Origin of the sequence: Pseudomonas kribbensis (assembly GCF_003352185.1) — a bacterium.
In the GTDB taxonomy this organism is placed as follows: domain Bacteria; phylum Pseudomonadota; class Gammaproteobacteria; order Pseudomonadales; family Pseudomonadaceae; genus Aquipseudomonas; species Aquipseudomonas kribbensis.
On record NZ_CP029608.1, the window covers coordinates 2,536,269 to 2,550,834 of the forward strand.

1 protein-coding gene (running past one end of the window) is annotated in these 14,566 nt (G+C 64.8%); it reads left to right on the forward strand.

Translation table 11 applies throughout. The annotated features are described in order from the left end of the window. A protein-coding gene (locus tag DLD99_RS11740) for a non-ribosomal peptide synthetase (protein ID WP_114882306.1) crosses the window boundary here: on the forward strand, window positions 1-14,566 show its 5' portion. Its footprint extends 1,703 nt past the window's final position; 14,566 of the gene's 16,269 nt are visible here — the first part of the coding sequence; its start codon is at window positions 1-3; its stop codon lies off the right edge, out of view.

The window sequence follows — 14,566 nt, forward strand, 5'->3', positions numbered from 1 at the left end:
ATGCAATTTCGCGAGCTGATGGCTGTTATTTCCACCCATGCGATCCGCCTTCAACAGGACGATGAAGACCTGGTCATTCTGGGCGACGACGAGGCGCTGGACGACGCGCTTTGGGACAGCCTCGCCAAACACAAGGCGCAGTTGCTGGAGCTGGTGGCGAGCCACGGCGGCGACTGGTCGAGCCCGGCGCTGCGCATCACCCCGGACATGCTGCCGCTGGTGCAACTGGATCAGCCGGCCATCGACCGCATCGTCGCCACCGTGCCGGGTGGCGTGGCGAATGTGCAGGACATCTATCCGCTGGCGCCGTTGCAGGAGGGCATGTTGTATCTGCACCTCGCCGCCGGCGAAGGCGATCTGTATGTGCAGCAGGCGCAATTCACGTTCGACAGTCACGAGCGCCTCGATGCGTTTGCCCAGGCCTTGCAATGGGTGATCGACCGTCACGATATTCTGCGCACCTCGTTTGTCTGGGAGCGCCTGGACGAACCGGTGCAAGTGGTCTGGCGCCAGGCGCCGCTGGTCTGCGAAGAGGTGCAGCTCGACACGTCCACGGACGTGTTCAGCCAGTTGCAGGCGCGTTACGACGCCCGTCACTTGCGCCTTGATCTGCAACAGGCGCCGCTGCTGCGCCTGGTCTATGCGCGGGATCCGGCGCAGGGGCGGATCGTCGCGCTGCTGCTGTTCCATCACATGATCATCGACCACGTGGCGCTGGACGTGGTGCGCCGGGAAATCCAGGCCTGGCTGCAAGGGCAGACCGAACGGGTGGCGCCGGCGGTACCGTTTCGCAATCATCTGGCGCGGGCGCGCATGGCGCTCGATGAGCAGGCCCACGAAACGTTCTTCCGCGAGATGCTCGGCGATATCGACGAGCCGACGTTGCCGTGGGGGTTGCAGGATGTTCACGGCGGCGGACAGGATTTTGAAGACGCGCAGCTGACGCTCAGCGACGCACTGAACCTGCGACTGCGCACGCAGGCGCGGCAACTCGGTGTGAGCGTGGCGAGCCTGATGCATCTGGCGCTGGCGCGGGTGTTGGGCCAGTTGTCCGGGCGCACCTCGGTGGTGTTCGGCACCGTGTTGCTGGGGCGCATGGAGGCGAGCGATGGCGGCGAGCAGGCGCTGGGCATGTTCATCAACACCTTGCCGCTGCGGGTCGATGTCGGCGCGCAAAGCGTCCACGACGGCGTGCTCGCTACGCACCGGCGGCTGAGCGCCTTGCTCGCCCATGAACAGGCCTCGCTGGCACTGGCCCAGCGGTGCAGCGCGTTGAATGCGCAGACGCCGTTGTTCAGCGCCATGCTCAACTATCGCCACAGCGCTGTCGGTGACGTTGCCGCAGTGATCGACCTGGCCCCCGGCGTCCAGGTCCTGAGTGGCAAGGAACCGACCAACTATCCGCTGACCCTGAGCGTCGATGACCTGGGCAGTGGTTTCCGGCTGTCCGCCATCGCCCCGAGCGGCATCGGCGCCGAACGGGTCTGCGCCTATGTGCAAACCGCACTCGACGCCTTGCTCGATGCCCTGGAGCAATCGCCCCAGACGCTGATCAACCAGTTGCCGGTTTTGCCGGAGCTGGAGCGGCAGCAATTGCTGGTGGGCTTCAACGAAAGTCACGTCGAGCTCGATCTGCAACAGACCGTTCATGGCCTGTTCGAGGCTCAGGTCGAGCGCACGCCGCAAGCCATCGCCTTGCAGTCCGGTGAGCAATCACTGACGTATGTTGAACTCAATGCCCGGGCCAATCGCCTGGCTCACCGGTTGCGTGAGCTGGGTGTCGGGCCGGATACGCCGGTGGCGATCTGCGTCGAACGCGGGTCTGAACTGGTGATCGGCCTGCTGGGCATTCTCAAGGCCGGCGGCGCCTATGTACCGCTGGACCCGGCGTACCCGGCGGAACGCCTGAACTACATGCTCAAAGACAGCGCCCCGGTGGCGCTGCTGGCGCACGGCGCGACCCGGGCGCTGTTCGAGGCGGGTGGCGTGCCGCTGCTCGATTTCGATCAGGATCACTGGCAGGACTACCCCGATCACAATCCTCAGGTGCCGGGCCTCAACGCTTCGAACCTGGCCTACGTGATCTACACCTCGGGTTCTACCGGCACGCCGAAAGGGGTGATGGTCGAGCATCGTGGTCTGGGCAATCTGCTTCATTGGAGCTCGCAGGTTTGCCCGCCCGTGGCGGACGGCGCCCTGTTGCAGAAAACCCCTTACAGTTTCGACGCCTCGGTCTGGGAGCTGTTCTGGCCGCTGACGGCAGGCCTGCGCCTGGTGCTGGCGCGCCCCGACGCGCACTTCGAACCGGCGTACTTGACGCAAGTGGTGCGCGAGCAGCGCATCAGCGTGATCCAGTTCGTGCCGGCGCTGTTGCAACAGTTCCTCGACGTGGCAGACGTCAGCCAGTGCACCAGCCTCACGGATGTGTTCTGTGGCGGCGGCGAGCTGACGCCGGCGTTGGCCCGTCAAGTCCGCGAGCGTCTGCCGCAGGTGCGTTTGCATAACGTCTACGGCCCGACCGAAACCACGGTCGACAGCACGATATGGACGCTGGAACCGTCGATGCCGGTGCCAGAGGCGCAGTTGCCCATCGGCCGCCCCGTCAGCAACACCCGCTTGTACATTCTCGACGACCAACTGCAACCGCTGCCGCTGGGCGTGGCCGGCGAGCTGTACATCGGTGGCCTGCAGGTGGCGCGTGGATACCTGAATCTTGCGTCGCTCACCGCCGAGCGTTTCCTCGATGATCCGTTCAGCGACCAGCCCAATGCGCGGCTGTACCGCACCGGTGACCTGTGCCGCTATCGGGCCGACGGCAACCTCGAATACCTCGGTCGCAACGACGATCAGGTGAAGATTCGCGGCTTGCGTATCGAACTCGGGGAAATTCAGGCGCGGCTGATGCAACTCGACACCGTGCTCGCCGCCGAAGTGTTGGTGCGCGAAGACGTGGCCGGCGATTCACGGCTGGTGGCGTACTACACCGGTGGACCGCTGGACATCGGTGAACTGCGCAGCCATCTGCTGGAGCAGTTGCCGGATTACATGGTGCCGACGGCGTTCGTCCATCTCGACGCCATGCCCCTGAGCCCCAACGGCAAACTCGACCGCAAGGCCTTGCCGGCGCCGGATCAGAGCGGCCAATTGCTGCGTGGGTACGAGGCGCCGGTCGGCGAGGTGGAATGCCGAATCGCCGAGATCTGGCAGACCCTGCTGAATGTCGAGCAGGTCGGGCGACACGACAATTTCTTCGAGCTGGGCGGCCATTCCTTGCTGGCGGTGAAACTGGTGGAGCGCATGCGCCAGCAGGAATTGAGCTGCGATGTCCGGGTTCTGTTCGGTCGGCCAACCGTGGCAGGACTGGCGGCAACTCTGGGCGCGTCGTCCGGCGTTCAAGTACCGGTCAATCGCATCGCCCCTGACTGCCAACACATCACGCCCGACATGCTGCCTCTGGCCTCACTCGATCAGGCCGGCATCGACCGGATCGTGGAAAGTGTCCCCGGTGGCGTCGCCAATGTGCAGGACATCTACGCCCTGGCACCGTTGCAGGCGGGGATTCTGTATCACCACATGGCGGCGACTGCCGGTGATCCATACGTGTTGCAGGCGCAATTCGTGTTTGACGGGATCAAGTCGATCAAGGCCTTTGTGCGCGCCGTCAACGTGGTGATCGCTCGGCACGACATCCTGCGTTCCAGCGTGGTCTGGGAAGGCCTCGAAGAGCCGGTGCAAGTGGTCTGGCGTGCGGCGCCATTGGCGCTTGAGCGGGTGGATGACGAAGAACTGAATGGCGACGTGCTGCAACAGATGCAGGCGCGTTTCGACCCGCGTCACTACCGTCTGAACCTGGGCCGCGCACCGATGATGCGCTTCGCCTACACCGAGGATCCGCAGCAAAAGCGCTGGGTCGGCATCCTTCTGATGCACCACCTGATGCTCGACCACACCGCGCTGGAAGTGCTGGTGAGCGAGATGAACAGCGTGCTGCACGGTCACGCCGCCGAACTGGCGACCCCGGTGCAGTACCGCAACTACGTCGCGCAGGCACGGCTTGGCGTGGATGCCGAGGCGCACGAAGGATTTTTTCGCGACATGCTCGGCGACATCGACGAGCCGACCCTGGCGTTCGGTGTGCAGGACGTGCACGGCGACGGCAGCGCGGTGCTCGACAGCCAACTCACGCTGGACACCGCGCTGGCCTTGCGTCTGCGCGAGCAGGCACGCCGGCTCGGCATCAGCGTGGCGAGTCTGGCGCACCAGGCCTGGGCGCAGGTCCTGGCGCAGATCAGCGGCCGGGACGAAGTGGTGTTCGGCACCGTACTGCTGGGCCGGATGCAGGGCGGCGAGGGCGCCGACCGGGCCTTGGGCCTGTTCATCAACACCTTGCCGCTGCGCGTCAGCGTGACCGCCACGGCGGTGCGCGACAGCGTGCTCGCCACCCATGAACGGCTGGCGCAATTGCTCGCCCATGAACAGGCGTCACTGGCGCTGGCCCAGCGTTGCAGCGGGGTTTCCGGCTCGTTGCCGCTGTTCGGCACGTTGCTCAACTATCGCCACAGCGCACCGCAGGCTGCGGGGCTGACCCTCGATGGCATTGAACTGCTCAGCTCCCGCGAGCGCAGCAACTATCCGCTGGTGGTCAGCGTCGATGACCTTGGCGAAGGTTTGCGTCTGAGTGTGCAGGCGGTGCCGGGCATCGATGGGGCGCGGGTCTGCGAGTACATCAATGTTGCCTTCGAAAGTCTGGTGCAGGCGCTGGAGCAGACGCCGCAACGGGGTGTCGATCAGTTGTCGATTTTGCCGCCGGAGGAACGGCGGGAATTGCTGGTCGGGTTCAATGCGACTCAGCGGGAGTACCCGTCAGGTTCAACGGTTCACAGTCTGTTTGAACAGCAAGTGAAACGGCATCCGCAAGCCGTGGCGGCGGTGCATGGCGACACCGCGTTGACCTATGAAGAACTGAATCAACGGACCAATCGCCTGGCCCATTACTTGATCGGACAGGGCGTGCAACCGGGCGACCATGTGGCGATCCTGTTGCCGCGTTCGCTGGATCTGCTGGTCGCGCAACTGGCCATCGGCAAATGCGCGGCGGCTTATGTGCCGCTGGATATCAATGCGCCGGCCGAGCGTCAGGCGTTCATGGTCGAGGACTGCGGGGCGAAAGCGCTGTTGACCTTGAGCACGGAGTCAGTCGGCTACAGCGTGCGTCGGATCGACCTCGATGCGCTGAAACTCGACGCGCAACCGACGCACAATCCGGACCTGCCGCAATCCTCGGAATCCGTGGCCTACATCATGTACACCTCCGGCTCCACCGGTACGCCGAAAGGGGTAATGGTGCCGCACCGGGCCATCGGGCGGCTGGTGATCAACAACGGTTACGCTGATTTCAATGCGCAGGATCGCGTGGCGTTTGCCTCCAACCCGGCGTTCGACGCCAGCACCATGGATGTCTGGGGGCCGCTGCTCAACGGCGGGCGCGTGGTTGTGATCGATCATGACACCTTGCTTGATCCAAACGTGTTCGGGCAGGTATTGGCGGCTTCGGGTGTCACGATCCTGTTCGTCACCACCGCGCTGTTCAACCAGTACGTGCAGTTGATTCCCGAAGCCCTCAAAGGCTTGCGCATGGTGCTGTGCGGTGGTGAACGCGCCGACCCGGCCGCGTTCCGCCGCTTGCTGGCCGAGGCGCCGGATCTGCGCATCGTCCACTGCTACGGCCCGACCGAAACCACGACTTACGCCACGACGTTTGAAGTGCGCGAAGTGGCGGACGATGCCGACAGCGTGCCGATTGGCGGCCCGATCTCCAACACCCAGGTCTATGTGCTCGACGCCCGTCAGCAACCGGTGCCGATGGGTGTAACCGGCGAGCTGTACATCGGCGGCCAGGGCGTGGCGCTGGGCTATTTGAATCGCCCGGACCTGACCGCCGAGAAATTCCTGCAAGACCCGTTCGGCGATCAGCCGGGGGCGCTGCTGTACCGCACCGGCGACCTCGCGCGCTGGTTGGCACCGGGGCAACTGGAATGCATCGGTCGCAACGACGATCAGGTGAAAATCCGTGGTTTCCGCATCGAACTGGGAGAAATCGAAAACCGCCTGCTGAACTGCGAAGGGGTCAAGGAAGCCATCGTGCTGGCCCGTCGGGACGGCCAGGAACCGCTGCGCCTGGTGGCGTATTTCACCGCCGAAGAGGGCGTGGACAGCGCCAGCCTGCGCGAACAATTGCAGTCGCGCCTGCCGGAATACATGGTGCCCTCGGCCTGGGTGCAACTCGATGCGTTGCCGCTGAACAACAACGGCAAGGTCGACCGCAAAGCCTTGCCAATGCCGGATCCGGGCGCCTGGCTCAGCCAGGCATACGAAGCCCCGCAAGGCCCGGTGGAAACCGCGCTGGCGCAGATCTGGGCCGATGTCCTGAAGCTGGAAAAGGTCGGTCGCCACGACAACTTCTTCGAGCTGGGCGGGCACTCGTTGCTGGCGGTGAGCCTGATCGAGCGCCTGCGCCGGATCAATCTGAGCACCGACGTGCGTGTATTGTTCAGCCAGCCAACCCTGGCCGCGCTGGCGGCAGCGGTGGGTAGCGGTCGCGAAATCGAAGTGCCGGCCAACCGCATTCCTGCTGATTGCACGCGCATCACCCCGGACCTGTTGAGCCTGACCGAACTGGACCAAGCCGGCATCGACCGGATCGTCGCCACGGTGCCGGGCGGCGCCGCCAACGTACAGGACATCTATCCGCTGGCGCCGTTGCAGGAAGGCATCCTTTATCACCACTTGAGCGCGGAGCAGGGCGATCCGTACCTGCTGCAATCACGGCTGGCCTTCGACAGTGTCGAGCGTCTGCGCACCTTCACCGACACCTTGCAACAGGTCATCGCTCGCCACGACATCCTGCGCACCAGCGTTGTCCACGAAGGCATGGCGACGCCTCATCAAGTGGTGTGGCGCCACGCCGAACTGGTGGTTCAGCACGTCGCCCTGGATTCAGCAAACGGCGACATCCTTGAACAATTGCACGAGCGCTTCGACGCCCGTCACTACCGCCTCGACATCAGCCAGGGGCCGCTGCTGCGCATGGTGTATGCCGAAGATCCGAAACAGCAGCGCGTGGTGGCGATCCTGCTGTCCCATCACCTGATCCTCGATCACACCGCGCTGGAAGTGATCATCGATGAAATGCGCGGTGTGATGTTCGGTGAGGTCGATAGCCTGTCGGCGCCGATTCCCTATCGCAACTACGTGGCACAGGCGCGCCTGGGGCTCAGCGAGCAGGAACATGAAGCGTTTTTCCGCGAGATGCTCGGCGACATCGACGAGCCGACCCTGCCGCTCGGTCTGCGGGACGTGCAGGGCGACGGTCACGGCATCGAGGAAGCGCTGCAACCGGTGGCCACTGAACTCAATGTGCGTCTGCGTGAACAGGCGCGGCAACTGGGCGTGAGTGCCGCCAGCCTGATGCACCTGGCCTGGGCGCAAGTGCTGGGCGTGCTGTCGAACCGCCGCGATGTGGTGTTCGGCACCGTGATGATGGGGCGGATGCAGGGTGGCGATGGCGCCGACCGGGCGCTGGGGGTGTTCATCAACACCTTGCCGCTGCGCATCGATGTCGGTGCCGGCGCGCGGGACGGGGTCAAGGCGACTCACGCACGACTGACCGCATTGCTCGGGCATGAACATGCCTCACTGGCGCTGGCCCAGCGTTGCAGCGGTGTCGCCGCGTCGTCGCCGCTGTTCAGTGCCTTGTTCAACTACCGTCACAGTGCCCCCGCGCAGCCGTCGCAGAACGGCCAGGGTATCTGGGAGGGTGTGCAGAAGCTCGGTGGTGAAGAGCGCACCAACTACCCGCTGACTCTGAGCGTGGACGATCTGGGTGAAGGGTTTGCCTTGTCGGTTCTCGCCGTCAGCCAGATCGGTGCGCAACGGATTTGCAGTTACATGCACACCGCGCTGGAGCAACTGGTGCAGGCGCTGGAACAGACGCCGCAAAAACCGTTGAACCGCTTGCCGATCCTTTCGACTGCGGAACTGGAACGTCTGGTCGAGGGCTTCAATCCCCCGGTCACGGCCTATCCCCGTGGCGCGACGATTCACGCACTGGTCGAGGCGCAGGCCCGGCACAACCCGAATGCCCTCGCCGTGATTCAGGGCGCTCAACAGCTGACTTATGGTCAGCTCAATCAGCGCGCCAACCAACTGGCCCATCACTTGATCGGCCTCGGCGTACAACAGGACGACCGCGTCGCCATTTGCGTGCGTCGCGGCCCGCAGATGCTGGTGGGGTTGCTGGCGATTCTCAAGGCCGGCGCCGGTTATGTGCCGGTGGATCCGGCGCACCCGGCGGAGCGCATTGCCTACCTGTTGCAGGACAGCGATCCGGTGGCCGTGCTGGTCCAGGCCTCGACCCGGGATCTGCCGGGCATGATGCCGGTGATTGATCTGGACAGCGACACCTGGCAGCACCTGCCCGACAGCAACCCGCAGCTGCCGTACCTGACCCCGGCAAATCTTGCGTACGTGATCTACACCTCGGGCTCCACCGGCCAGCCGAAAGGCGTGATGGTCGAACATGCGACCCTGGAAAACCTCGTGCACTGGCACGCCGAAGCCTTTGATCTGCACGCCGGCAGCCACACCGCCAGCGTGGCCGGTTTCGGTTTCGATGCGATGGCCTGGGAAGTCTGGCCGGCACTGTGCGTCGGCGCGACCCTGCACCTGCCGCCGGAATCGGTAAGCAATGAACACCTGGACGACTTGCTCGACTGGTGGCGGGCGCAGCCGTTGCAGGTGAGCTTCCTGCCGACGCCGGTGGCCGAATACGCCTTCAGTCGCGAGTTGCAACACCCGACCCTGCGCACCTTGTTGATTGGTGGCGACAAACTGCGTCAGTTCAACCGTGCGCAGCACTTTGCGGTGATCAACAACTATGGCCCGACCGAAGCCACGGTGGTCGCGACCTCCGGGCCGGTCGAAGTCGGTCAGCCGCTGCACATCGGCCGGCCGATGGCCAACGCCCGCATCTATCTGCTGGATGACCAGCAACGTCCGGTGCCGGTGGGTGTGGCGGGAGAGTTGTACGTCGCTGGCGCGGGTGTGGCGCGGGGTTACCTGAATCGTCCGGAAATGACCGCCGAACGCTTCCTCGCCGACCCGTTCAGCGACCAGCCGCAGGCGCGGATGTACCGCACCGGCGACCTCGCACGCTGGCTCGCGGACGGCAATATCGAATACCTGGGCCGCAACGACGATCAGGTGAAACTGCGCGGCGTGCGGGTCGAACTGGGGGAAATCGAAGCCGCGCTGGCCAGCCATCCGACGGTACAGGACGCCGTGGCGCTGGTGCGCGACGGGCAGTTGCTGGTGTGGTTCACCGAACGGGCACCGGCCACTATCGAAACCCTGCGCAATCATCTGCAAGGGCTTCTGCCGCAAGCCTTGATCCCGGCGGCGTATGTGCGACTCGACACGTTGCCGCTGACCGCCAACGGCAAACTCGACCGCAAGGCCTTGCCGGAACCGGATCAGAACGCCTGGCTCAGCCGCGAATACGAAGCCCCGCAGGGCCCGGTGGAAACCGCACTGGCGCAGATCTGGGCCGATGTCCTGAAGCTGGAAAAGGTCGGTCGTCACGACAACTTCTTCGAACTGGGCGGTCATTCGCTGCTGGCCGTGAGCCTGATCGAACGTCTGCGCCAGATCGGCCTGAACACCGACGTGCGCGTGCTGTTCAGCCAGCCAACGCTGGCTGCACTGGCCGCTGCGGTAGGCCGCGGTCGTGAGATCGAAGTGCCGGCCAACCGCATTCCTGCTGATTGCACCCATATCACCCCGGACCTGCTGAGCCTGGCCGAACTGGATCAGCCGAGCATCGACCGCATCGTTGCCACGGTGCCCGGCGGCGCCGTGAACGTGCAGGACATTTATCCGCTGGCGCCGTTGCAGGAAGGCATCCTTTATCACCACTTGAGCGCCGAACTGGGCGACCCGTACCTGCTGCAGTCGCGGCTGGCCTTCGACAGCGTCGAACGTGTGGAAGCATTCGCGGCGGCGCTGCGTCAGGTCATTGCCCGCCACGACATCCTGCGCACGGCGGTGATCTGGCAGGAACTGGCCGCGCCGGTGCAGGTGGTGTGGCGTCACGCCGGACTGGCGGTGCAGGAAATCGTGCTCGACCCTGCACAGGGCGACATCCTCGAGCAGTTGCACGGGCGTTTCGATGCCCGTCACTACCGCCTCGACATCAGTCAGGCACCGTTGCTGCGACTGGTGTATGCCCGTGACCCGGCCCACGATCGGGTGGTCGCGATGTTGCTGTTCCACCATGTCGTGATGGATCACACCGCGCTGGACGTGGTGCAGCACGAAATGCTCGCCTGCCTGCAAGGGCGCGAAGCCGCGCTGGGCGCGGCGGTGCCTTACCGCAACTACGTGGCGCAGGCGCGGCTGGGTGTCAGCGAGCAGGAGCACGAAACGTTCTTCCGCGACATGCTCGGCGACATCGACGAGCCGACCTTGCCGTTCGGCTTGCAGGATGTGCAAGGCGACGGTCGCGACATCGAGGAAACGCAACAGGCCCTGACGGCTGCAACCGGTCAGCGTCTGCGCAGTCTGGCCCGGCAACTGGGCATCAGTGTGGCCAGCCTGTTCCACCTTGCGTGGGCGCAGGTGCTGGCGGCGACATCCGGGCAGGATCGTGTGGTATTCGGCACGGTGCTGATGGGCCGGATGCAGGGCGGCGAGGGGGCCGACCGGGCGTTGGGGATGTTCATCAACACCTTGCCGCTGCGGGTCGATCTGGGGACAACTTCGGTACGCGAAGGGGCTCGGGCGACGCATGCACGCCTGAGCGGATTGCTCGGTCATGAGCACGCTTCGCTGGCGCTGGCCCAGCGTTGCAGCGGCGTGGCCGCGCCGTCGCCGCTGTTCAGTTCAATGCTCAACTACCGGCACAGCGCCGACGAGGCGCAGCAGCAAAACCTGCGTCAGGCCTGGCAAGGCATCGAGACCCTGAGCAGTGAAGAACGCACCAACTATCCGCTGAGCCTGGGCGTCGATGATTTGGGCAACGGTTTTGTGCTCACTGCCATGACCCCGGCGAACATCGGTTCGCAGCGCATCTGCGACTACATGCAGACCGCGCTGGAGAAGCTGGCGGATGCCCTGGAACAGGCACCGGATCAGCCGCTGAACCGCTTGCCGATCCTCGACGGTGCAGAGCGTCAGCAGGTGCTGTACGACCTTAACGACACCGGCACCGCAGACAATCTGGAGCAAACCGTTCACGGGTTGTTCGAAGCGCAAGTCCAACGTACGCCGCAAGCCGTTGCGTTGCAGGCCGGTGAACGGCAACTGACCTACGCCGAACTCAACGCTCAGGCCAACCGTCTGGCCCATCACCTGCGCGAACTGGGTGTGGGGCCGGATTCTCGGGTGGCGATCTGCGTCGAGCGTGGGCTGGAACTGATGGTCGGCCTGCTCGGCATCCTCAAGGCGGGCGGAGCCTATGTGCCGCTGGACCCGGCGTACCCGGCGGAGCGTCTGGATTACATGCTCAAGGACAGCGCTCCGGTGGCGGTGCTGGTACATGGGGCGACTCGGGCATTGCTCGACGAAAGCACCGCGCTGGTGATCGATCTGGATCAGGACCACTGGACATTCAACCCGCAGGACAATCCGCAAGTACCGGGCCTCAACGCTTCGAACCTGGCCTACGTGATCTACACCTCCGGTTCGACCGGGGCGCCGAAAGGCGTGATGGTCGAGCATCGCGGCGTCGGCAATCTGCTGCACTGGAGTTCGCAGCTGTGTCCTGTCGCGACGGACGGCGCGCTGTTGCAGAAAACCCCGTTCAGTTTCGATGCCTCGGTCTGGGAGCTGTTCTGGCCGCTGAGCGCCGGGCTGCGGCTGGTGCTGGCGCGTCCTGACGGGCACCGCGAGCCGGCGTATCTGGCGCAGGTGATTCGTGAGCAGCGGATCAGCGTGATCCAGTTTGTGCCGGTGTTGCTGCAACAGTTCCTTGAGCAGGACGACGTCAGCCAGTGCAGCAGTCTTACCGATGTGTACTGTGGCGGCGGCGACCTGACACCGGCGCTTGCTCGCCTTGTGCGCGAGCGCCTGCCGCAGGTGCGCTTGCACAACGTTTACGGCCCGACCGAAGCCACGGTCGACAGCACGGTGTGGACGCTGGAACCGTCGATGCCGGTGCCGGACAACGCCTTGCCGATCGGGCGGCCGATCAACAATACCCGTTTGTATGTACTGGATGCCGCCGAGCGGCCGTTGCCGATGGGCGTCATCGGTCAGTTGTTCATTGGTGGTGCCGGGGTCGCGCGGGGCTATCTGGGCCTGCCGCAGTTGATGGCTGAACGGTTTATCCCGAGCCCGTTCGTGGCCGGCGACCGGTTGTATGCCACGGGCGACCTGGTGCGCTACCGTGCCGATGGCCAGCTCGAATTCATCGGGCGCAACGACTTCCAGGTCAAGCTGCGTGGCCTGCGCCTTGAACCGGGTGAAATCGAAGCGCAACTGCTCAGCCATCCAGCGCTGCGTGAAGCCGTGGTGCTGGTGCGTGAAGAGCGTCTGGTGGCGTACTTCACCTGGCACGCCGAGGCCGGGCAACCGGGGATCGAGGCGTTGCGCGAACACTTGCTTGCACGCCTGCCGGACTACATGGTGCCGTCGGCATTCGTCGCGCTCGACAGCCTGCCACTGAGCCCCAACGGCAAGGTGGAGCGCAAGGCGCTGCCGGCTCCCGGTGCCGAGTCGGTGCTGGTGCGCGAGTACGAGGCTCCGCTCGGCGAGACCGAAATCGCCCTGGCCCGACTGTGGGGCGAGGTGCTGAACGTCGAGCGGGTCGGGCGCCATGATCACTTCTTCGAACTGGGCGGGCACTCGCTGCTGGCGGTGAGCCTGATCGAACGCATGCGCCAGATCGGCCTGAGCACCGATGTGCGCGTGCTGTTCAGTCAACCGACCCTGGCCGCGCTGGCTGCGGCCGTAGGCAGCGGTCGTGAAATCGAAGTGCCGGCCAATCGCATCGCCGCCGATTGCACCCGCATCACTCCGCAGATGCTGACGCTGGTTTCGCTGGATCAGGCCGCCATCGACCGCGTGGTGTCCAGCGTGCCGGGCGGCGCGGCCAATGTGCAGGACATCTATCCGCTGGCGCCGTTGCAGGAAGGCATTCTTTACCATCACTTGAGTGCGGGCGAAGGCGATCCGTACCTGCTGCAATCGCGTATCGCGTTCGACAGTCTTGAGCGTGTGCAGCGTTTCAGCGCGGCATTGCAACAGGTCATCGACCGCCATGACGTGCTGCGCACGGGTGTGGTGTGGGAAGGCTTGAGCGTGCCGGTGCAAGTTGTGTGGAGAAAGGCTGACTTGGTGGTGCAGGAGGTCATGCTTGATCCTTCGGCCGGCGACATTCTTGAACAACTGCACGCCCGCTTCGATGCCCGGCATTACCGCCTCGACATCACTCAGGCACCGTTGCTGCGTCTGGTGTATGCCCGGGATGCGGCCCGTGGCCGGGTGGTGGCGATGCTGCTGTTCCATCACATTGTGCTCGACCACACCGCGCTGGAAGTGGTGCGCCACGAAATGCAGGCGTACCTGCGCGGGGCCGATGAGCCGTTGCCGGCGGCGGTGCCGTATCGCAATTACGTGGCACAGGCGCGTCTGGGTGTCTCCGAACAGGAGCACGAAGCGTTTTTCCGCGACATGCTCGACGATATCGACGAGCCGACCCTGCCGTTCAGTCTGCGCGATGTGCGCGGCGACGGACGCGGCATCGAGGAAGTGCAGCAGGTCCTCGACAGCGGCCTGAACCTGCGCCTGCGCAGTCAGGCGCGGCAGATGGGCATCAGCGTGGCCAGCCTGTTCCACCTCGCCTGGGCCCAGGTATTGGCGGCGACCTCCGGGCAGGACAACGTGGTGTTCGGCACCGTGCTGATGGGCCGGATGCAAGGCGGCCAGGGCGCCGACCGCGCACTGGGCATGTTCATCAATACCTTGCCGTTGCGGGTCGATCTGGGTGATACCCCGGTGCGCGAGGCGGTCAAGGCGACGCATCAGCGTCTCACTGCGTTGCTGGGCCACGAACACGCTTCGCTGGCACTGGCCCAGCGTTGCAGCGGGATCGCGGCGCCGTCGCCGTTGTTCAGCGCGATGCTCAACTATCGGCACAGCCACGGTGCAGAGCATGCGGACAGCGTGGTTCAGGCCTGGCAGGGCATCGAGACCCTGAGCAGCGAAGAGCGCACCAACTACCCGATGAGCCTGAACGTCGATGACCTGGGCAACGGCTTCTCGCTGATCGCCATGGTGCCGGCGGACATCGGCGCGCAGCGGATTTGCGGCTACATGCAGACGGCGTTGTTGGCGTTGGTGGAGGCGCTGGAGCAGGCACCGACGCAGGCGATGAATCGTTTGCCGGTTCTTGAGGGGGCGGAGCGGCAGCGGCTGCTGTTCGACTTCAACGCGACCGATGTCGGTTATGACCTTCAGCAGAGCATCCACGGCTTGTTCGAGGCACAGGTCTTGCGGTCACCGCAGGCTG